Raw genomic sequence first — 21,130 nt, 5'->3', positions numbered from 1 at the left:
GGACTCGTGGCAGGTCGGCGGACGACGCGCGGCGGACAGGTTCGGTCGGCTCACATCTCGAAAACGATGCGTGCCTTGATCTGACCGTTCAGAACCTCGGCGATGGAGTCGTTGACGGTCTCCAGCGGACGGGTCTCGTAGATCACCTTGGTGCGTCCGGCGGCGTGCAGCCGGAACACCTCGTCCAGGTCCTGACGGGTACCCACGATGGAACCGATCACCGAGGTGCCGTTGAGGACCGTGTCGAAGATCGGCACGCTGATGGTGCCGCCGGCGGGCAGGGCGACCATGACCAGCTTGCCGCCGCGCCGCAGACCGCCGTACACGGAGGCGAACGCCTGCTCGTTGACAGCCAGCGCGATCGCGGCATGGGCGCCCCCGTGCTGCTTGAGCACCTCGGCCGGATCCTCCTTGCGGGCGTCGATGAGGATGTCGGCTCCCAGCTCCCGGGCGAGTTCGAGCTTCTCGTCGGTGACGTCGATCGCGGCGACGGTCGCCCCGGCGATCTTCGCGTACTGGACGGCGAGGTGGCCGAGGCCGCCGATACCGGAGATCGCCACCAGCTGGGCCGGATGCACTCCGGCGACCTTCAGAGCCTTGTATGTCGTGACGCCGGCGCAGGTCAGCGGGGCGGCGTCGCGCGGGTCGATGCCGTCGGGGACCACAGCGGCGAAGTCGGCCGGGGCGAGCATCTTCTCGGCGTACCCGCCGTCCACGCTGTAGCCGGTGTTCTGCTGCTGCTCGCACAGTGTCTCCCAGCCGGACAGGCAGTGCTCGCACCGTCCGCAGGCCCAGCCGAGCCAGGGCACGGCCACCCGTTGCCCGACGGCCAGGTGGGTGACTCCGTCGCCGAGCGCCTCGACGATGCCGACGCCTTCGTGGCCGGGGATGAACGGCGGGGTGGGCTTGACCGGCCAGTCGCCGTGCGCCGCGTGGATGTCGGTGTGGCACAGCCCGGACGCCTCCAGGCGGATGCGGACCTGGCCGGGGCCGGGCTCCGGGTCCGGGCGCTCCTCGATCACCAGCGGCTGGCCGAAAGACCGGACGACTGCTGCCTTCATGTGATGCTCCTCGAGTCTGTCTGTTCGGTGTGGTTCCAGGGTCGAACGGGCCCCGACGCGGTGGGCAGGTCCTGGAGGTCCTCGCCTGTGGGGCCGCTCGGCCCTCAAGCCGTGCGGAAACCGGCCCTCAGTCGTGCGGGACGACGGCGACCGGGGCGGCGGCGTGGTGCAGGACGGCATGAGCGACCGGCCCGACGCGCATACCGAGAGCGGGCCGGTGCACCCTGCGGCCGACCACCACGAGCCCGGCCTGCACGGCGGCATGCAGTACGACTCCGGAGGGGCGGGCGAGATCGACCGTGTGGGCGACCGGGACTCGCGGGTACTTCTCCTGCCACGGCTTGAGGGCGTCGGACAGTGCCTTCTCCGCCTGCCCCGTGATGCCGCCTTCCTGGCTGGCCAGCTGTCCCACCACCGGGCCATGTCCGTACAGCGGCGGCAGGCTCGGCGCGTGCACGGCGCGCAGCGCGGTCCTGCGAGCGGCGGCCGCGCCGAAGGCGAATTCCAGCAGCGGCGCGGCCGGGTCGCCCAGGTCGTCGAGCCCGACCACGACCTGCCCACCGTCGTGCTTGGCGGCTGAGCGGGCGTTCGCCCGCACCATGACCACCGGACCGTTCGCCCGAGCCAGTACCTGCTGCCCCACGGAGCCGAGCAGGAACCCTGCAATGGCGCCGTGACCGCTGGAGCCCAGCACCAGCACCGCGGCCTTATCCGCCTGGCCCAGCAGCACCTCGGCCGCGGTCTCGGATATCTGCTCGGTGCTGACCGTCAGCTCCGGATGCCGCCCGCGCAGCTCCTCCTCGGCCTCCCGCAGAATGCTCCCCCAGCCTTCGGCCGGGGGTACCCCCATCTCGCTTCGCTCGGCCCAGTGCTTCTGCGTGTCCAGGTCCTGTGCGACGGGCACGTCGTGGGGCTGCCAGATCCAGGCATGCACCAGATGCAGCGGCAGATCGCGGCGCTTTGCCTCGCGGGCTGCCCAGTCGGCGGCGGCCAGGCTCTCGGGGGAGCCGTCCAGGCCGACGGTGATGGGGCGAATCATGGGAAGAGACCTCCGGATACGGGACCAGCGGGCTGCGGACGATGGCGCCGGCCCTTGTCCCCGAGCCTTACGAGAGGGCGGCCGCGGTTCCAGGGGCCGATGGTCCCGACTCGGACGGCATGGTGCCCAACGGTGAAGGCCCGCCCGGGTCTCCTCGGCGTTCGGCACCGGTCGGCGCCGGGCAGGCGATCAAAACCGGTACGCGGGGGAATGCGGGAACAGCAGAGCGAAAAGGGCCGGTCGGCCCTGGCCGTTCGGCCCGGAATCGCGCAGGATCTGTGACAGGGAAGGACCGGTCCCGCCCATCTGGCGGTTCCGTGCCACAGACAGACGACACAGGACAGGAGCTGTTGATGGCGGACAGCGAGCGACCCGGACCCGACAACCCGATCCGGGTCTTCCTGCTGGACGACCACGAGGTGGTACGGCGCGGGGTGCACGACCTGCTGAACGACGAACCGGACATCACCGTGATCGGCGAGGCCGCGAACGTGGAGCAGGCACTGGTCCGCGTTCCCGCGCTGCGCCCGCAGGTGGCGGTGCTCGACGTGCGCCTGCCCGACGGCGACGGAGTGACCGTCTGCCGCGAGCTGCGCTCGCAGATGCCGGAGCTGGCCTGCCTGATGCTCACCTCCTTCGACGACGAGGAGGCCCTGCTGGACTCGATCATGGCGGGTGCGTCCGGGTACGTACTGAAGCAGATCCAGGGCTCGGATCTGGTGTCGGCCGTGCGCACCGTGGCCCGCGGGCAGTCCCTGCTCGACCCCAGCGCCACCGCCCAGTTGATGGCCCGCCTGCGCCAGGGCCAGGAACCGGAGCCCGAGACCGACGCCCTGCCGGGCCTGACCGACCGGGAGCGGGAGATCCTGGCCCTCATCGGCGAAGGGCTCACCAACCGCCAGATCGGCCAGCGCCTCTACCTCGCGGAGAAGACGGTCAAGAACCACATCTCCCGCCTGCTCGCCAAACTCGGCGTGGAGCGACGCATCCAGGCCGCGGTCATCGCCACGCAGGCCCAGGACCGGCTCCGGCACGAAGGGCGCTGAGCCTCCACTCGCAGCCGAAACCCGCAGGGCCGAACGTCCCTCAACTGATCCCCGTGCGGCCCAAGCCGAACCCCCTCCCCGGCCACCAGGCTGGCAGCACACCCGGACACCGCCGGGCAGCACTGATCGGGAGGACGACGGACATGACCGTGCGCGTGGGCATCAACGGCTTCGGCCGCATCGGACGCAACTATCTGCGCTGCGTGCTGGAGCGCGCGGAGAGCGGTACCGGCGAGCCGGTCGAGGTCGTGGCGGTCAACGACCTCACCTCGCCGGCCGCGCTCGCCCATCTGCTGGCGTACGACTCGACGTACGGCCGCCTCGGCCGCACCGTAGAGCACGACGACACCTCGATCACCGTCGACGGCCACCGCATCGCCGTGACCGCCGAGCGTGACCCGGCCGAGCTGGACTGGGGGCACCTCGGTGTGGACGTGGTCATCGAGTCGACCGGCCGCTTCCGCACCCGCGAGCAGGCCGGTCTGCACCTGAAGGGGGGCGCCCGGAAGGTACTGCTCTCCGTACCGGGCAAGGGGGTCGACGCCACGATCGTGATGGGCGTCAACGAGGGCACGTACGTCCCGGAGAGCGACCACGTGGTCTCCAACGCCTCGTGCACCACCAACTGCGTGGCGCCCATGGTGAAGGTGCTCGACGAGCACTTCGGCCTGGTCAAGGGACTGATGACCACCATCCACGGCTACACCAACGACCAGGTCGTCCTCGACGGCCCGCACAAGGACCTGCGCCGCGGTCGCAGCGCCGCCGTCAACATCATCCCCACGTCCACCGGCGCTGCCCGCGCCGTCGGCCTGGTCCTGCCGGAGCTGACCGGGACCTTGGACGGCATCGCCGTCCGCGTACCGGTCGAGGACGGCTCGCTGACCGACCTGAGCGTGGTTCTGGAGCGGCCCGTGACCGCGGACGAGGTCAACGCCGCGTTCCGGGAGGCCGCCGACGGGCCGCTGAAGGGAATCCTGCGGGTCTCGGACGCCCCGATCGTCTCCCGTGACGTCGTCGGCGACCCAGCCTCGTGCGTCCTGGACGCCCCGCTGACGCAGGCGCACGGCGATCTGGTCAAGGTCTTCGGCTGGTACGACAACGAGTGGGGCTACACCAGCCGGCTGCTCGACCTCACCGAGTACGTCGCCAGGACGCTCATGCGGAACTGAGCGGCCGGGCCGGGGGCCCCGGAGCGGCAGGTGGCCGTCGGCTGATGGTTCCGGCCCTACGGTGGAGGGGTGATCAACCGCCCCAGGGGAGGAGAGCACATGGAGATCGTCGCGTACGGCGTCCTGGCGGACGAGGAGCCGCTGCTGCACGACGCGTTCGGCGAAGCCCTCGGTGACCGTCATACGACCTGGCCGGTTGCATGAGGCGATCCGGCAGCGGCACACCAGCCGCCATCCCTTCGCCGAGAAGGACATCCCGGAGGACGTCCAGACCGCCTTGCAGGATGCGGCGGCGCGCGAGTCGGCCGTCCTCCTCTTCCCGGCCCCTGGCACGCCGAGACCGTACTCGACCTGGTCCGCGACGCGGAGAGCCGAGACGCCATGGACTCCGGCGCCCGCGCGGACCTCATCCGCTGGACCCGGCTCGGAGCGGAGGCGGACACCGCCGTCCCCGAGTACGCCTTCGGCCCGCGCAAACGGGACGGCAAGGCGCCTGTACGGGACTTCGCCGGACGCCGGCCGGTTGCCGACCGCAGCAGTACCGCCTTCGAGCACACCCCGCACCTGGCCCTGCTGAGCACCCCCGGTGACACAGCCGCCGACTGGCTGCGCGCCGGACAGGCCCTGGAAAGGGTTCTGCTGGAAACCACCCTGGCCGACCTGGCCACCTCCCTGACTCCATGCCCTGGAAGACCGCGAGCTGCGCCTGCTGGCCCGCGACCCGGGATGGGGCACGGGCCACGTGCAGATGGTGCTGCGACTCGGCTACGGCCCCCGGCTACCCCCCGTCGCCCGGTGAGAGAGGTCCCCGACATCGTGTGACCGAGGCCCCGGCCGGGCAGGAAGAGGTGGCTCTCCGGCCGTCGACGGGTTCGACGCCGCTCGTGTGCGCCGCGTGTGGTTCAGCCGGTGTGATCCGCCTCGGTGGGGGCACGCGGCGAGCGGGCTCGTTTCCGCCGGACGGGAGTGAGATTCCCTGGCTTGGCAGGGAGCCGCGGGCCTCTGTTCCTGCGGTCGACGGACGCGGGTGCCGATCGCTGCCGAAGGGCTGCCCGGCGGCGGCCGGCGAGCCCGATGGGCGGCTTCCCGGCCTCCACGCCGGTTGATCAGACCACCTTGGTGGAACGACTTGCTGAACGTGAGGACGCGGCTGCACCTCGTCGCCATCACTCGGTCCTTCGGTCACTCGTGCGGGATCACCGCGACCGGCGCAGTGGCGTGGTGCAGCACCGCGTGTGTGACGGGTCCGATGCGGGCCCCCAGCGGGGTGCGCCGGATGCGGCGGCCGACGACGACCAGCGACGCCTCGCGGGCGGCATCGACCAGATGGTCGCCGGCGCTGCCGACCAAGGTCTGCTCGACGACCTCGAGGTTGGGGAACTTCTCGCGCCATGGCGCCATGGCCGCCTCGACGGCGCTCGCCTCCTCGCGGGCGAGTTCGGCGTTCACCACCGGGTCCAGGGGGAGCCCGTAGGCGAAGTAGGGCGGCTGGCTCCAGCCGTGCACCACGCGCAGCCTCGCCGAACGACGGGCCGCCGCCTCGAACGCGAACGAGATGACCGCGTCGTCGGGGTGCCGATGGTCCAGTCCCAGCACAACGTCCCGGTACGGCGTGGTGCTCGAAGGCCGGCCGTCCGCGTCCGTCTGGTGCTCGTCCTCGGCGCTCACACCGGAGCGTACGAGGACGACGGGGCGGTCGGTGTGCGCGACGAGAGCGAGCCCGACGGAACCGACCAGGAAGCCCACGGTGCCACCGAGGCCCCGCGATCCGATGACCAGCGGTTCGGCCTCCGTGGACGCCGACACCAGCGCGGTCATGGGCGGTTGCGGAACCTGCTGCGAGGTGATCTCCAGGCCGGGGTGGTGCTTGTGCAGCCGCTCGGTCGCCTCGCGCAGGACACGCCCACCCCAGTGCCGGTGTGCCGCGTTGTCAGGCTCCGGCAGGGCGTAGGGCTGCCAGTCCCAGGCGTGCACCAGGTGCAGGGGGAGGTTACGCAGTTCCGCCTCGCGCGCGGCCCACTCCGCGGCGGCGAGACTTTCCGGCGAGCCGTCGACTCCGACGGTCACGGTACGGGGCATGGCGGAGACCTCCTGGAAATGAATGGGGCGCCTGCTGCGACCCATTGACACGGTGTCAGCCGGGGCCGTCGCGGCAGCAGGGCCTATCGGCCCGCCCCGTAGCGGCATACGGCCCTGATGAGCAGACAGGCCGGAGCTACGGTCCTGGCCTCGCCGTCCGCCCAAGACCCCGCGGAACTCACCGCTGCTCGTTGTGGGGGCTCTGTCTGCGAGTTCCTGGCAGTGCTCCCCGAGCGCGGCCGGTAGCACGGGTGTCAATACCAGGCCCCTGACACGGACCGGCCGAGGGGCTGACGGGCATGCCCTTCAGGGGACCGCACGGCGCGTCCGGCTCGTATGTCAAGGCCGTATGGCAGGCCCGGAAGGGCCGGTCAACCCTCTCCCGAGCTGGGGACCGTGGCGCAGGGTTGGCGGTACGGGGGAGAGCTTTGCAGAGGAGAGCCGTCATGCAGACCCAGGAAGTCGACGCCACAGCCGTTCGGTCCCTGCTGGCCGCGGCGGTGGCAGCACCGTCGATCCAATCGAGCGGCGTCACACCAGCCGGATGCCCTTCACCGGCCGCCCGGTGCCGGAACCGGTCGTGGCACAGATGAGCACCGCCGCCCGCGCCGAGGGCGCGCGCCTGGACGTTCCCGACATCATGGGAACCCGGCGTCTGCCGCAGTTGACCCAGGCGGCCGAGGCCCGCAACGCATCCCATCCGGCTCGCACGGCCGAGGCACGCACCTGGCACCGCCCCGGGAAGGGACACCCCCTACGGCATCCCCGTGACCGCCCTGGGCGCCCGGGATGCGTCCGGACGGATACCGATGCGGGATTTCACCGGCTGGCTGCCGGTGCCGTACCTGCCCGCCCTGCCCTTCGAACGCCACGCCCAGGTAGCGCTGTTGTGGACCTCGTGGGACCGGCGCGAGGACTGGTTGCGGGCGGGCCAGGCCCTGCAGCGCGTACTGCTCACAGCGACGGTGCACGGGGTACGCACCTCCATGCTGCACCAGGCGATGGAGTGGCTGGATCTGCGGGCGGCGATGGGCGGATCGAGGCAACCCGTGTTGCCCGCAGTTGCTGATCCGGTTCGGGTACGGCCCCGAGGGCGGCCGCACGCCACGCGCGGCCGCGCACGCCACACCTCGTCCGCCCTCGGACCCGAGCCGGCGGGTTCCGACGCGCGTGCCGTTCCATCCGACTCACTGTTCCACCCCGGCGGCATACGCCCTGCCGACGAGGCACGAGTCGGAAGGCGGGCGGCCGCAGTTCACTGCATGCCGCCGCTCCCGCTCCCTTGAGCTCGCCTCCGGTGACCATCTCGGATTCGACCCAGGCGTGGATGGGGCGTTGGAGGTTGAAGTGACGCGGCCAACGTCGCCCCGGTCCTCTCTGGTCCGAGACTGCCGGTGACGGCCCGCGGCCGGGAGTGCCTCGTGGGGATGTTCGGCATGTCGTCACTGGAGAACCGTGCGGAAACAAGGCTCGACACTCACTGGCACATAGTCTCCCTGGGCGGCGCGCCAGGCGCTCAGCTCTGCTTGAGGGAGATCCTGTTCTCAAGGGAGGTGCGTCCCGGCGGCAGATTCGCAAGAACCAGGGCGGGGCTGCTTTGCCCCACCGCCACCCCGCGGTGCCTCGAACGCTCTCCCGCTGCTGGTCAGTGGGGTCGCCCTGGCGTGTTCGGCCCCGCTGTTGGAGGCGTCTTACGCGTGCCGGTGTCCCCGGTTGGCGTTGAACTCGGCCCAGGCACATTCCCACCGCGCCATGCGACGCACATCCAGCCGTACCCGGGCGACCCACCAGCCGCCCACCACTAGCACGCATACACCCGCTCCGGCGGCCGCGCCGAGGGCGGCTCCCTGTGACCTGGCCTCGGCGGGGGTGGGCGGTGCGGGGCGAAGGCGGTCGGCGTCGTCGAGCCACACTGTGGTGGAGGATCCGGCCTTGCTGCCCGCTGCCACCGGGGCCTCGCCGGTCTTGGGAGAGCCGTCGGGGGTCGTCCACCGCACAGTCGTCCGCACGTGATCGTCTGACAGCCCGGAGAACCGTGACGGCGTCGCGGGGGCGGCGTTCTCGACCAGGCGCGCCGCAGTGCGGTGCAGGCCCTGCGCCTGGTCGAGAGCGGAGCGCTCGCCGACGCCGGCCATCACCACGCCCACTGCAGGCACCATGAGGAGCAGCAGCGCCGCCGCTGCGCCGCCGATCCAGGCTTCGGCGATGTCGGAGCGCCGTTTGAGCGGGTTGCGCCGCCAACGCCAGAGCATCACCCTGCCATCCCGTTTCAGCATGCGTGCATCCCTCCGAGCGCGACGGACCTGAACATCACACCGCTACGGTGCCGGATCGGAGATCGGTGGAGGCAGTGACCAACGGGGTCGTCTTGTGAGGGCCGAACGGCCCCGTTGTGAAAGGCCGGCTGGGCCTGATCGGCTGCCGAAGCGGCGCCGGGCACAATGCCGTTCATGACGGACGACGCGGGCGATGGCATGGATGCTCCTCAACTGGGTGAGGCCGTGGCGCTGTTGGCGGGCTTTCTGGGCGCCGAGCCGTTGACCGCGGCCATCACCTCACTGGAGCGGGACCTGGCGGGAAGGCCCGCGAGGGAGGTCGGTGACATGGCTGGCACTCGGGGAATCAGTCCCGAACTGATGGTGGCTGCGCTGACCGTGCGTGAGAGCCTCGGCCGGCTGAACGACCTCATCCACGCGGCCGGGATCGTGCTGGCGTTGCCGCATCTCCTGGAGGACGGGGAGGAGATCGCCGTACGTCCTTCGCTGGCCGCCGGCAACGACCCGGGCCGGCCCTTCGACCTGGAGACGGACCGACGCGTGGCGGAGTTCAAACTGGCGCGGTGGCGCGGCGCGGACGCCATGCGCAAGCGGCAGACGTTCAAGGACCTGGTCATGCTTGCCGCCGACGGCACGGGCCGGCGCGCCGAGTTGTTCGTCGTCGGACCTGAGCCCGGCCGCTTCCTGCGGACCTCCAGGGCGACAGCGGCCTGGGCACTGGACCGCACGCCGCACGCGCGCCGTGTCTTCGAGGAGTCCTTCGGCTCCCTGGACGTCTCCGTCGCGGAGTTCACCGAGCGCCACGCCGGGCATGTCCGGGTCACCGACCTGTGCGACGTACTGCCGCCCATGGTGGCAGCGGCGCTGGTGCGCTGATCAGCGCAGGGCACTCGGCCAGGCGTCGGTCATGCTGCGGAAGGCGTCCCGGATCCGGACGGCTCCGGGGCGCGCAGCATGGTCAGCAGCATGACGCTGGGTTCGGTGGCGCGCACGGTGTGCGGCAGACGTGCGGGTAGGTGGATCCAGCTCCCGGGCGTCGCCTCGGTCTTCTCGTCACCCAGGACGAGGTCGAGGCGGCCCTGGACGACCAAGTTCCGCGGGGTGAAGGCGACCGCCTCCCGGTACAGAGCGCTGTCAACTCTCGGGAGACGGTCACCGCTTGAGGGTCGTCGTCAGGACGGCGGTTTCGCCTGCGTCTGGGCCGCCTGCAGATCGGCGAGCAGTTCGGCCTGCCCGGCCAGCACCCCGGAGAGGATGGTCCGCGCGACCCTCAGGAGCTCGGCGATGTGCGGGCTGGTCAGCGAGTAGTACACGGTGGAGCCCTCCTTGCGGGTCACCACCAGGTTCGCCCGCCGCAGCACCGCGAGTTGCTGTGAAAGGTGGGTCGGCTCGATGCCCACCTCTGGCAGCATCTCCGCGACCGCGTGCTCGCGCTTGCTCAACAGTTCCAGCACCCGGATGCGGGCCGGGTGGCCGAGCGTCTTGAAGAACTCGGCCTTCAGTTGGTACAGCGGCGTGCTCAACGTGCCGTCGCCTCCCCAGTACAGCAGCGCGGCCGCACCGGCCGGTCCTCGGGGCATCGCATCCACCTGCTCGTCGACAACATGGGCCCCATCCTCACGCGCGGCGACGGCCACGCCGAATCCGCGCACGAGAACCGAGCCACCCGAAACCAACGGTGATGACCTGAGCAATTAATCAAATTAGCAAGTCCCTACGTGGCATGAGGAGGCTTGCGTGAAAATCCTTGCGCTGCGCGGCGCGGATGTCATCTGGTTCAAGTGCCCCGCCTGCTGACTCAAGTGCGGATCGGTCCCGGCCATGCTCCGTGCATACGTCACCGACTGCCGCGATACGTTGACCGGGATGACGTACGCGACTTGTCGTCCCCTTGCCGCCTGGCTTGTCTTCTCGCTTGTCCTGTCGCTTGTCGCTTTCAGGTGAGAGGGTCCGCCGACCCGGCAGACTGCATGAACACCCCTCGCCGCGCGCTTGGCGCCGGACCGATGAGCACCAGGACCACGGCGGAGGAGGAGCAGGCCCCGCGGCTGCTGCTGGTCGAGCGGGCCGACCACGACGACGACCAGGCACCGGTCGAGCCGGGCCCCCGGCGCCGGAAGTTGGCCGGCCGGGGGCAGCAGCAAGCTAGACGATCAGATATCTGATCGGTCCGCCGTGCCGGGCAGCCGCTGCGCTGAACACGCCGCCCAACCATCCAGCACCTCCTCCACCTTCAGCGGATGGGAGGAGACGCGATACTTCCCGACGTAGTCGGACTTGTTGATGGCGGGGGAGACGGCGGCGGGGTCGACGACGCCGCCGCCGATGGCGCCGCAGGCACTGTCGAAGAAGGGGAGGGGTTACCCGTCTGGAAGACGGTCGGGTCCTTCTCCCAGGGCGTTTGCCCGTGACGCGTCCGAGTAGGGTTTGCCGGCGCGGGTCATCTCGCCGGGGCGGCCGCCCTTGACCCGCACCCAGGTCTGCTCCAGCCACATCCGGAACGCGTCCGCCAGTGCGAACTTCACCGCCATCGGGTGGGTGCCGTGTTCGCGGGCGAACTCCTCGAACACCTTGAAGCCGCGGGCGTACGCGCGCCGGGTGTTGTCCGAGCGGCGGTTGGCGATCCAGGACGCGGCCAGCATGGGCAGCACGTCGTCCTCGCCGTAGATGCCGACCAGGTGGTCGTAGAGCTTGCGGGCGTGCTCAGGCCACAGGTCGCGCGGGTCACGGTGCAGCGTCGACACGGTCGCCCGTGGCGCGCGCACCGGTTCGGTGGCCGAAGGCACCGCGCCCTCGGAGCACCCGGTCGGCGCGTCCGTCGCGCTCATGCCTCGCCCCTCCGGCCCGACGCCTGCTCACTCGCGCGGCTTTCCCGGGGCCAGGAGGGCTCGTCAGCCGACTCGATGACCCCGCCCTCCGGTTCGACCGTCATCTCCAGCGGCTCGAAGTCGGCCGGGGGCCAGTGCGCTGCCCTCCAACAGCCCCACGGACTCGGTCCCGGAGACCTCGACCATGGGCAGGGGTGTGGGTGGAGTGCTCATCCGGCGGTTTGCTCTGCTTCCTCGCTGACGGGCCGGGACGTCTGGGCGGGCAGCGACCGCATGACACCGGTGCCCTCCAGGTAGGTGCGGGCGCCCTGGATCGCCTCGGGCGTGGTGGCGTACTCGCGTCCCTTCAGGCGCAGCAGCTCCAGCGCGCCGACGGAGTCCAGGACCTGGCGCTGGCCGGGGCGTATCCCGGAGGTCATGACGACGATGCCGCGCCGGTTCAGCTTCTCCATCACGTCCTTCAGGACGAGGGCGCCGGTGGCGTCGATGGTCGTCACGCGGGACATGCGCAGGATGATCACGCGTACGTCGGCGACCTCGGCCAGCTCCAGCAGGAAGCGGTGGGCGGCGGCGAAGAACAGCGGCCCGTCGATCCGGTACGCCACGATGTGCTCGGCCAGCAGTGCGTGCTCCTCGGCGCTGTGGTCACCGCGGTCGAGGGGGACCTCTTCGAGGCGGGCCTGCTTGGCGACCGCGTGCAGGGCGAGGGCGCCCGCGGCGACGAGGCCGATGATCACGGCGTACACCAGGTCGAGGGCGAGCGTCGCGACGGCGGTGAGGACGAGGATCAGCGCATCGGCGCGGGTGGCCTTCGCCATCGCTTTGAGTGAGCCGACCTCGATCATGCGGATCGCGGTGGCCAGCAGCACGCCGGCCAGTGCCGCGAGCGGGATCTTGGAGACGAGGGGCGCGGCCGCGAAGACGATCACGGCGAGAACCACGGCGTGGATGAGGGAGGCCAGCCGGGACCTCGCGCCGGTACGGACGTTGACCGCGGTTCGCGCGATCGCGCCGGTCGCGGGCACGCCGCCGAACAGCGGGGCGGCGATGTTGGCCAGTCCCTGACCGAACAACTCCCGGTCCGGATCGTGCTTCTGGCCGACCGTCATGCCGTCGGCGACCGAGGCAGACAACAGTGACTCCAGGGCTGCCAGCGCCGCCACCGCGACCGCCGGGGCGAGCAGCGAGCCGAGCGCGCCCGGGTCCAGGAAGGACAGCGACGGCGCGGGCAGACCGGACGGCAGGTCACCGATCGGCTTGGCCGCGTCGAGACCGGCCACCTGGGTCACGACGGTGGCCGCGATCACCGCGAGGATGGAGAAGGGGATCGTTGGCCGCCAGCGGGCGCCGATCAGCATCACGGCGGCTACCGACAGGGCGAAGGCGACGGCGGTCCAGTTCGGGCTCTTCGCGAACTCCTCCAGCGCGTTCCAGGCCACCACGAGGACGCGGTCGCCCTCGGACTTGGGCACGCCCAGGGCGTTCGGGATCTGCTGCAGTGCGATGACGCAGGCGATACCGAGAGTGAAGCCCTCCACAACGGGCGCGGGCACGTACCGCATGTACTTGCCGGCCCGCAGTACCGCCAGCGCGACGAGCATGACGCCGGCCATCAGCCCGACGGTCAGCACCCCGCCCGGCCCGTACTCGGCGACGATCGGCACCAGCACCACCGTCATCGCACCGGTCGGCCCGGACACCTGCAGATTCGACCCGCCGAACACCGCTGCGAGCGCACCGGCGACAACCGCTGTCGCCAGCCCCGCCTCCGCGCCGAGCCCGGAGGAGACGCCGAAGCCGAGCGCGAGCGGCAGCGCGACGATCGCCACGGTGAGGCCGGCCAGCAGGTCCCGGCGCGGATCCCGGCGTATCTCCGCCAGATCACTACGGTCGGGCAGCAGCGCGGTGAGCCGAGCCCCGACCCGGCCAAAGGAGATCCTCATCGCGCGGCGACCTCGGCATCCCGCAGCTCGGCCAACAGCTCGTTCCGACCGGCCAGCATCTCTGTCAGGATCCGACGCGCCGCCCCCATCAGGTCGGCGACGTCGCCGCTCGCGAGCGCGTACACCACCGTCGAGCCCTCGCGCTGGGAGGTGACGATGCCCGACCGTCGCAGCACCGCCAGCTGCTGAGACAGGCTGGAGGGCTCCACCTCGATCGCGGCCAGCAGCTCCCGTACGGGCATCGGCCCGTCCTGCAGCAGCTCGAGCACGCGTATCCGTACGGGATGCCCCAGCATCCGGAAGAACTCGGCCTTGGCCTGGTACAGCGGAACGGACACAACCCCTCGACTCCCCCGACAGCGCCCCACCACCGAGGCCGCGAAGGCTGTGCCCGCGGCTACCTGCGAGTACAGCCAACACAGCATCTAACCAATTGCAAAATTTTGCAATTCAGCATCCCGCTGCGGCCTGGGTGATTGTTCTATGGGCGCGACGGCGGGCCAGGTTGCGAGGCGGCCGTCGGCCGGTGAGGGGCCGGTCGCCCCTCACCAGTCGCGGATCAGGCTTTCTTGACCACGCCGGACTTGAGTTGCATCGCCCCGAAACCATCGATCCCGCAGTCGATGTCGTGCCCGTCGACACCGTCGACCAGCCGGATGCCGCGCACCTCGGTGCCGGCCTTGATCCCCGACGGGCTCCCCCTGACCTTGAGCGCCTTCACGACGACCACCGTGTCGCCGTCCTGGAGCGCATTGCCGACGGAGTCCTTGACGACCCGCTCCCCGACGGCATCCCCGGCCTCCGCACCGCTCTCCGCGGGAACCCATTCGTGGCCGCACTCCGGGCACACGACAAGGCCGTCGCCGGTGCCGGCCTTGAACCGCGACAGCCCCAGGAGGTGGTTGCCGTCCTCCGGGGTGTCGGTCATCATCCGCCACTGGATCGCGTTGTTCGGCTGGACCTCGCGCTTGCGGCTGGTGAGAGCGTCGTAGGAGTACCAGAGGTGCTCGCCGACCATCAGCATCGTGGCTGCCGCAAGCATCTCGCCCTCGTGCTGGGCGAGGTAGAGGCGCGCATGCGGTCGGGATCCAAGGACCCCTTGGCGCGGTCCCCATCCGTTGGAAGTAGGCCAGCGGGCGGGGAATGAACCGGCCCCGTTCAGCGGTCTCCACAGAGATGTCGGAGAAGGCGGGCAGGTCCTCGTAGTCGCCCTGGACGACCTTGACGCCGGCCTTCTCCGCCTTCTTGATGTTGGGGCGCCCTTGCTGGTTGATGCCCGCGGAAGGATTTCCAACGACCCTCAGGCGAAAGGTACTTGGAGAACGCAGCGCGGCCGGCCCGCGGCGAAGCCGTCGTCGTCGGTGGGCTCGGTCTGCCGCCAGCCCGTCCGGCGCAGCAGGTCGGCGATGTCGAAGGCCCGCGGCTCGTGCTCGCTGGCCTCCTCGTCCCGCAGCCGCCGGGCCTGCGGGTCGGCGAGCGACCCAGACGACGGCGCAGTAGGGGCAGAGCTTGTTGAGCTCGTAGAGCGACTGTGCGATCAGCCAGTGTGCGAACACCACCCCCACCAGGGCCCCTGCGTCCAGCGCGAGCCACAGCCGGCGGTGCAGCCTCGCCCCGGAGAGCACGGCGACGCCCAGGGCGGTCACGGCGGCGAAGGCGCGAGTCCGAGCAGCATGTTGGGGAAGCCGAACAGGCTGCCCTGCGGGCTGGACATGACGCTGCCGCAGCTCACGACAGGGCTGATGTTGCACGGCGGTTGGTAGGAGGGGTCGCGGAGGAGCCGCCAGTCGTCCACGGTGAGCTGGAAGGACGCGAGCCAGCCGACGGTACCGGTGAGGACCATCACCCATCCCGGGCGGCGGCCCGCGCCCACTGCGTGCGGGCGCCGGGTGGTTGTGGCGTCCGGTGCGAGCGCGGGTCCGGGGCTCATGGGGCTCACCGGGAGCCGGAGGCCGACCGGGTCCGGCGCGTGTGCGTCGGGGCCGCGGTCGGTGTGGCTCGCCTGCGGTAGACGAGGTAGGGCCGGGCCAGGTAGCCGATCGGGGCACTCCACACGTGCACCAGCCGGGTGAACGGCCAGGCGGCGAAGAGCAGGAAGGCGGTCAGGGCGTGCAGTTGGAACAGCAGTGGGGCGCCGGTGATCGCCTCCGGCTGCGGCTGGAGGACGAACAGGCCGCGGAACCATACGGAGACGGTGGAGCGGTAGTCGTAGCCGGCGCCGAAGACGTTGTGGGCGGCGGTGGCGGTGATGCCGAGCACGACGGTGGCGGACAGCAGGGGGAAGAGGAGTTTGTCGCTGCGGTCGGTGGTGAGCCGGATCCTGCGGGTCAGGAGCCGGCGGGTGCACAGCATGCCGAGGCCCGCGACCATGGCGATGCCCGCCACCGAGCCCGCCCAGACGGCCGTGGTGTGGTAAGCGTGCTCGCTGATGCCGACGGCCTCGGTCCACGAGTCCGGAATGGCGAGTCCCACGACATGCCCGGCGATCACCATGAAGGCACCCAGGTGGAACAGCGGGCTGCCCCAGCGCAGCCAGTGGTGTTCGAGGAGCTGGCTGGTGTGCGTGGTCCAGCCGAACTGGTCCTGGCGGTAGCGCCAGATGTGCCCGACCACGAACACCGCGAGGCAGATGTACGGGACGGCGACCCACAGCAGGAGGTCGGTGCCGCTCGCCGCCGCGGCGGCCGACGGGGAGAGGGATGCGGCGTTCATCGGGTGCCTTCCATACGGCTGGTGGTCGGGTCGGCGGGCGGTACACGCGTCGGCGGAGCGGCCATCGGAGGCACGAACGTGCCCGGAGGGGCGAACTCCCCTTCCCCGTACGTTCCGTAGGGGTCGAGGCCGACCTCCTCGTTCGGCGGGCCCTCGGCGACGAGTTGGGCCACCGCCGCGCGGTCCGCCTCGGTGGGCGGCGGCAGCAGGGTGAGCAGCGCGGCCAGGACGTGCCGGTACGGCGAGTCGGCGTCGGCCAACGCCCGGTGGATCAGCTCCAGCCCGCGGCGGTGCTGGCGCAGCGGGGCCTCGCCGCCACCCGGGCCCGCCAGGGCGGCGAACTCCAGCACGACCGGCAGGTGGTCGGGCAGTTCACCCCCGTCGATGTCCCAGCCCGCGGCCTTGAACCGCTGGTTCAAAGTGAGCAGGGCCATGCCCCGGCGGCGGGTGTCGCCGTGCAGGTAGTAGGTGAGGTAGAGGCTGCTCTTGCGGCGCAGGTCGAACATCTCGACGTAGTGGCGCTCCAGTGCCTCCGGCTCCCGGTCGGTGAACCATGGGGTGAAGTCGGCCAGGTGCTCGGCGGCGGGCGAGGGCGGCAGCGTCTTGACGGACGTGGTCAACACTGCTCGGCAGGCTGCGAGTTCGGCGTCCGGGTACTGCAGGAGCAGTGAGCACAGCCGCAGCAGCAGGGTGCGTGACTCGGCCTCCTCGGGTGTGAGGCGGGCCGGGCGGCGTACGGCGGCGCGGACGCGGGTGCGGACGAGGGCGGGAATGGATGGGGGTCCCCCCAGGCGTTTGGCACTGGGGGAGGGCAGCGGGCTCACGGACGGTCTCCGGCGGGGGCTTCGGGCGCACGGCGGCGCAGGGTGGGGATGCCGAGCATCACTCGTCGGCCACCGGCGTCCGCCGGGTCGTCGGACGATTCGACCGGGCACCGGTTCTCCATCGCGCTGAGCGCGGCGGCATCCTCCTTGTGGGCGGCGGGGACGACGTAGCGGTCCTGGTATGTGGCGATGGCGAGAAGCCGGTGCAGGTCCTCCGCCTCGCGCGAGGTGAGGCCGACGGCCTTCAGCGCTGCCTCGTCGCCGTCCTCCCCGAGGGTGCGTTCACGCATGTACGAGCGCAGGGCGGTGAGCTTCATCAGCACCCCGGCGACCACATCGGCGTCCCCGCCGGTGAACAGCTCCGCCAGGTACTCCAGCGGGATGCGCAGCCGGGTGACGGCGGCGAAGACGTGGTCGGGGTCGTCCTGGTTTCCGCCCGCGGCGTCGACGGCGTCCAGGACGGGGGAGAGCGGGGGTACGTACCAGACCATCGGCATCGTCCGGTACTCCGGGTGCAGCGGCAGCGCCACCTTGTACCTCATTACGAGGTCGTAGACCGGGGAGCGGCGGGCCGCGTCCAGCCAGTCCTCCGGGATGCCGGCCTCCCGGGCCGCCGTGATCACGGCGGGGTCGTGCGGGTCGAGGAAGACGCCGCGCTGGGCGTCGAGCAGATCCCTCTCGTCCGGGGTGGCCGCGGCCTCGCCGACGCGGTCGGCGTCGTACAGCAGCAGACCGAGGTAGCGCAGTCGGCCGACACAGGTCTCGGAGCAGACGGTGGGCTGGCCGGCCTCGATGCGCGGAAAGCAGAACGTGCACTTCTCGGCCTTGCCAGTGGCGTGGTTGACGTACACCTTCTTGTACGGGCACGCCGTCACGCACATCCGCCAGCCGCGGCAGCGTTCCTGGTCGACCAGGACGATGCCGTCCTCGATCCGCTTGTACATCGCGCCGGACGGGCAGGCAGAGACGCAGGCCGGGTTGAGGCAGTGCTCGCACAGGCGTGGCAGGTGGAAGAGGAAGGTCTGCTCGAACTCGAACTTGACCTTCTGCGCCCATTCCCCGGTGAGATTGGGGTCGTCGCCCGCGTTCTCGGGGGCGCCGCCGAGGCCGTCCTCCCAGTTGGCGCCCCAGGTGATGGACGTCGGTTTGCCGGTGAGCACCGAGCGCGGGCGGGCGACGGGCATGTCCTTGCCTGCCGGAGCGCTGACGAGGTTGTCGTAGTCGTAGGTGACCGGCTCGTAGTAGTCCTCGATGGACGGCAGGTCCGGGTTGGAGAACAGCGACAGGAGCCGCTTGATCCGGCCGCCGGAGCGCAGGACGAGGCGCCCGCGCTTGTCGAGCATCCAGCCGCCCTTCCACTGCTCCTGGTCCTCGTAGCGGCGGGGATACCCGACGCCGGGCTTGGTCTCGACGTTGTTGAACCAGGCGTACTCGACACCGGTGCGGTTGGTCCACGTCTGCTTGCAGGTGACCGAGCAGGTGTGGCAGCCGATGCACTTGTCGAGGTTCATCACCATCGCGATCTGTGCCATCACTCGTCCGATAGTGGCTTCGCCACGGGGCATGTCAGTACTCCACTTGCTGGCTGCGGCGGCGGATGACGGTGACCTCGTCGCGCTGGTTGCCGGTCGGGCCGTAGTAGTTGAAGGCGTAGGTGAACTGGGCGTAGCCGCCCGCGAGGTGGGTGGGCTTGAGCAGGAGCCGGGTGAGGGAGTTGTGGATGCCGCCGCGTTTGCCGCTGACCTCGGTCTTCGGCACGTTCACGTTGCGGTCCTGGGCGTGGTACATGTACACGGTTCCCTCGGGCATGCGGTGGGTGACCACGGCCCGGGCGGCGACGACGCCGTTGCGGTTGTACGCCTCGATCCACTCGTTGTCCTTGACGCCGATCTTCTCGGCGTCCGCGGTGGACATCCAGATCACCGGGCCGCCGCGGGACAGGTCGAGCATGTGCTTGTTGTCCTGGTAGTTCGAGTGGATGGACCACTTCGAGTGCGGGGTCAGATAGCGGACCGTGACCTCGGCCCGGCCGCTCTCGCCCAGGTGCTCGTCGCCGTAGTGCTTGGGCGTGTTCAACGGAGGCCGGTAGACGGGCAGTTGCTCGCCGAGTTCGGCGATCCAGTCGTGCTGGACGAAGAAGTGCTGACGGCCGGTGAGGGTGTGCCAGGGCTTCTTGTGCTCGGTATTGATCACGAACGGCGAGTAGCGGCGCCCGCCGGTCTCCGAGCCCGACCACTCGTACGACGTCATCACCGAACGGGGCTGGGTGCGCGTGTCCGCGAACGTGATCCGGTCGGCCTCGCGCTCGGCGGCGAGTTCGACCAGGCCCTCGCTGCCGGTCCGCCGCTCCAGCTCCCGGAAGCCCTCGGTGGCCAGGCGGCCGTTGGTGGTGCCGGACAGGGCGAGGATCGCCTCGCACATGTCGGAGGCGGTGGCAAGGGAGGGCCGCCCGGCGGCGATGCCGTCCCTGACGGTGCCGTTGCGGTGCCGGAGGTCGTCAATCTCCTGGTTCGGGTGGACGGTGACGCCCTTGGTGGTGGTGCCCAGCGTGTCGAGCAGCGGACCGATGGCGCGCATCTTCTGCGCGATCGCGGCGTAGTCCCGTTCGATGACGACCAGCTTCGGCATGGTCCGCCCGGGAACCGGTTCGCACTCGCCGGCCTTCCAGTCCCGTACCACCCCGCCCGGCTGGGCGAGTTCGTCCGGGGTGTCGTGCAGCAGCGGCACCGCGAGGACATCGGTGCGGGTGCCGAGGTGGTCGGCGGCCAGTTCGCTGAATTTGTCGGCCATCGTCAGGAACATGTCGTAGTCGGTGCGGGCCTGCCAGGGCGGGGCGACGGCCGGGGTGAAGGCGTGGACGAAGGGGTGCATGTCCGTGCTGGACAGGTCGTCCTTCTCGTACCAGGTGGCGGCCGGCAGGACGACGTCGGAGAGCAGGCTGGTGGAGGTCATGCGGAAGTCCATGGTGACGAGCAGGTCGAGCTTGCCCTCGGGGGCCTCCTCCCGCCACACCACCTCCTTCGGACGGCCCTCGGGCGGGGTCTGCTCGGAGCGGACGGCCGCGTCGGTGCCCAGCAGGTGGCGCAGGAAGTACTCGTTGCCCTTGCCGGAGGAGCCGAGCAGGTTGGCCCGCCACACGGTCAGCACGCGCGGGAAGTTGGCCGGGTCGTCGGGGTCCTCGACGGCGAACCGCAGCCGCCCGGACTTCAGCTCGTCCACGATGTGCTCGGTGACCGGCCGGCCCGCAGCGGCTGCTTCGTCGGTCAGATCGAGAGGGTTGCGATTGAAGCCGGGGTGACCGGGAGTCCAGCCCAGCCGCACGGCCTGCGCGAGTGTGTCCGCGAACGCCTTGCCCTTGAACCGGCCCTTCCCGAGCGGGGAAGCAAGCTCGTCGGGCCCGAACGCCTCGTACCGCCACTGGTCGGAGTTCAGATACCAGTACGAGGTGCCCGCCATGTGCCGGGTCGGCCGCTGCCAGTCGAAGGCGAACGACAGGTGCTGCTGCCCGGTGACCGGGCGGACCTTCTCCTGGCCGACGTAGTGCGCCCAGCCCCCGCCGTTGACGCCCTGGCAGCCGGTCATCGTGATCAGCGCCAGGAAGGCGCGGTAGATGGTGTCGGAGTGGAACCAGTGGTTGGTGCCCGCACCCAGCGCGATCATGGACCGGCCGTTGGTGCGCTCGGCGTTGCGGGCGAACTCCCGGCCGATGCGGGCCGCCTGCTCCGCCGGGACCGAGGTGATCGTCTCCTGCCAGGCCGGGGTGTACGGCTCGGACGCGTCCTCGTACGAAGTGGGCCAGTTGCCCGGCAGCCCGGGACGTGCGACGCCGTACTGCGCCAGCATCAGGTCGAAGACCGTGGTGACGAGCCGGCCGCCGACCCGGCGCACCGGCACCCCGCGCACCATGACCGAACCGCCCTCCGTGGCACCCTCGTCGAAGCGGGGCAGCGCGACCTCGGCCGTCTCCTCGGCCCGCTCCAACAGGCTCAGCTCAGGTACCACGTCACCCAGGTCCAGGTTCCAGCGGCCTCGCTCGGCTTACCCCCCCCCGGAGCCCCGCGCGCCCCCCCGGGCCCCCGGGTGGCCCCGGAACCCCGCCCGGCGCAACCGCTTGGACGCGGCGGGGGCCGGGTGGGGTGCGAGGGCGGCG

At 70.8% G+C, this 21,130-nt stretch carries 17 protein-coding genes and 4 pseudogenes; 5 read left to right on the top strand and 16 right to left on the bottom strand.

Annotation, left to right across the window (positions count from 1 at the left end):
- Positions 1-50: 50 nt before the first annotated feature.
- Positions 51-1,061, bottom strand: a complete 1,011-nt coding sequence (gene adhP, locus ACFU5F_RS06560; RefSeq protein ID WP_383882839.1) for an alcohol dehydrogenase AdhP — start codon at positions 1,059-1,061, stop codon at positions 51-53.
- A gap of 127 nt (positions 1,062-1,188) precedes the next feature.
- Positions 1,189-2,100: a universal stress protein gene (locus tag ACFU5F_RS06555; protein WP_383882837.1), complete on the bottom strand. Its 912-nt coding sequence runs from the start codon at positions 2,098-2,100 to the stop codon at positions 1,189-1,191.
- Between the two features lie 353 nt (positions 2,101-2,453).
- Between ACFU5F_RS06555 and ACFU5F_RS06550 the strand changes: the two genes are divergently transcribed.
- From ACFU5F_RS06550 to ACFU5F_RS06540, 3 genes and pseudogenes are all read left to right on the top strand, one after another.
- Complete coding sequence (locus ACFU5F_RS06550; RefSeq protein ID WP_383882834.1) at positions 2,454-3,146, top strand: response regulator; 693 nt, start codon at positions 2,454-2,456, stop codon at positions 3,144-3,146.
- A 143-nt stretch (positions 3,147-3,289) separates the two neighbouring features.
- Positions 3,290-4,318 carry a type I glyceraldehyde-3-phosphate dehydrogenase gene (gene gap / locus ACFU5F_RS06545; RefSeq protein ID WP_383882831.1) on the top strand — a complete coding sequence of 343 codons (1,029 nt, stop codon included), beginning with the start codon at positions 3,290-3,292 and terminating at the stop codon, positions 4,316-4,318.
- A 193-nt stretch (positions 4,319-4,511) separates the two neighbouring features.
- Positions 4,512-5,140, top strand: a pseudogene (locus ACFU5F_RS06540) (nitroreductase); the annotation flags it as partial.
- Between the two features lie 360 nt (positions 5,141-5,500).
- On the opposite strand, the gene ACFU5F_RS06535 reads toward ACFU5F_RS06540, so the two are convergent.
- Entirely contained in the window at positions 5,501-6,397 is an 897-nt protein-coding gene (locus tag ACFU5F_RS06535; RefSeq protein ID WP_383882829.1) for a universal stress protein, read from the bottom strand.
- 809 nt (positions 6,398-7,206) lie between these two features.
- On the opposite strand from ACFU5F_RS06535, the gene ACFU5F_RS06530 reads away from it, so the two are divergent.
- Positions 7,207-7,683, top strand: a complete 477-nt coding sequence (locus ACFU5F_RS06530; protein ID WP_383882826.1) for a hypothetical protein — start codon at positions 7,207-7,209, stop codon at positions 7,681-7,683.
- 405 nt (positions 7,684-8,088) lie between these two features.
- Here the strand turns inward: ACFU5F_RS06530 and ACFU5F_RS06525 are convergent, their stop codons facing one another.
- Complete coding sequence (locus ACFU5F_RS06525; protein WP_338895174.1) at positions 8,089-8,673, bottom strand: hypothetical protein; 585 nt, start codon at positions 8,671-8,673, stop codon at positions 8,089-8,091.
- Between the two features lie 174 nt (positions 8,674-8,847).
- On the opposite strand from ACFU5F_RS06525, the gene ACFU5F_RS06520 reads away from it, so the two are divergent.
- Positions 8,848-9,549, top strand: a complete 702-nt coding sequence (locus ACFU5F_RS06520; RefSeq protein WP_383882823.1) for a PE-PGRS family protein — start codon at positions 8,848-8,850, stop codon at positions 9,547-9,549.
- 29 nt (positions 9,550-9,578) lie between these two features.
- Here ACFU5F_RS06520 and ACFU5F_RS06515 read toward each other — a convergent pair whose 3' ends face one another.
- The 12 genes and pseudogenes from ACFU5F_RS06515 to ACFU5F_RS06460 all read right to left on the bottom strand — a co-directional run.
- A complete protein-coding gene (locus tag ACFU5F_RS06515; protein WP_383882821.1) occupies positions 9,579-9,764 on the bottom strand; it encodes a cupin domain-containing protein in 186 nt (61 codons plus the stop codon).
- 81 nt (positions 9,765-9,845) lie between these two features.
- A complete protein-coding gene (locus ACFU5F_RS06510; RefSeq protein WP_383883121.1) occupies positions 9,846-10,196 on the bottom strand; it encodes an ArsR/SmtB family transcription factor in 351 nt (116 codons plus the stop codon).
- An 837-nt stretch (positions 10,197-11,033) separates the two neighbouring features.
- Positions 11,034-11,501, bottom strand: coding sequence for a hypothetical protein (locus ACFU5F_RS06505; RefSeq protein WP_383882818.1), 468 nt, complete (start codon positions 11,499-11,501; stop codon positions 11,034-11,036).
- 209 nt (positions 11,502-11,710) lie between these two features.
- The gene (locus ACFU5F_RS06500; protein ID WP_383882816.1) at positions 11,711-13,444 is read right to left on the bottom strand and encodes a SulP family inorganic anion transporter; all 1,734 of its coding nucleotides are present in this window, start codon (positions 13,442-13,444) and stop codon (positions 11,711-11,713) included.
- The gene (locus ACFU5F_RS06495; protein ID WP_383882814.1) at positions 13,441-13,782 is read right to left on the bottom strand and encodes an ArsR/SmtB family transcription factor; all 342 of its coding nucleotides are present in this window, start codon (positions 13,780-13,782) and stop codon (positions 13,441-13,443) included. Before ACFU5F_RS06495 ends, ACFU5F_RS06500 begins: the two co-directional genes overlap by 4 nt.
- A gap of 221 nt (positions 13,783-14,003) precedes the next feature.
- The gene (locus ACFU5F_RS06490) at positions 14,004-14,333 is read right to left on the bottom strand and encodes a zinc ribbon domain-containing protein YjdM (RefSeq protein ID WP_383883118.1); all 330 of its coding nucleotides are present in this window, start codon (positions 14,331-14,333) and stop codon (positions 14,004-14,006) included.
- A pseudogene (locus ACFU5F_RS06485) lies at positions 14,307-14,924 on the bottom strand (lipid II:glycine glycyltransferase FemX); the annotation flags it as partial. The gene ACFU5F_RS06490 and the pseudogene ACFU5F_RS06485, both read right to left, overlap by 27 nt.
- Before the next feature lie 55 nt (positions 14,925-14,979).
- Positions 14,980-15,287 (bottom strand): annotated as a pseudogene (locus ACFU5F_RS06480) (vitamin K epoxide reductase family protein); the annotation flags it as partial.
- A gap of 92 nt (positions 15,288-15,379) precedes the next feature.
- Positions 15,380-16,156 carry a respiratory nitrate reductase subunit gamma gene (narI, locus tag ACFU5F_RS06475; RefSeq protein ID WP_383882812.1) on the bottom strand — a complete coding sequence of 259 codons (777 nt, stop codon included), beginning with the start codon at positions 16,154-16,156 and terminating at the stop codon, positions 15,380-15,382.
- Entirely contained in the window at positions 16,153-16,980 is an 828-nt protein-coding gene (gene narJ / locus ACFU5F_RS06470; RefSeq protein ID WP_383882810.1) for a nitrate reductase molybdenum cofactor assembly chaperone, read from the bottom strand. The genes narI and narJ overlap by 4 nt, the downstream gene beginning before the upstream one ends.
- Positions 16,977-18,545: a nitrate reductase subunit beta gene (gene narH, locus ACFU5F_RS06465; protein WP_383882808.1), complete on the bottom strand. Its 1,569-nt coding sequence runs from the start codon at positions 18,543-18,545 to the stop codon at positions 16,977-16,979. Before narH ends, narJ begins: the two co-directional genes overlap by 4 nt.
- 1 nt (position 18,546) lies before the next feature.
- Positions 18,547-21,130 (bottom strand): annotated as a pseudogene (locus ACFU5F_RS06460) (molybdopterin-dependent oxidoreductase); the annotation flags it as partial.

Source organism: Streptomyces sp. NPDC057438 (assembly GCF_042802995.1).
Classification (GTDB): Bacteria; Actinomycetota; Actinomycetes; order Streptomycetales; family Streptomycetaceae; genus Streptomyces.
This window is presented reverse-complemented; position numbering and strand designations above follow the sequence as displayed.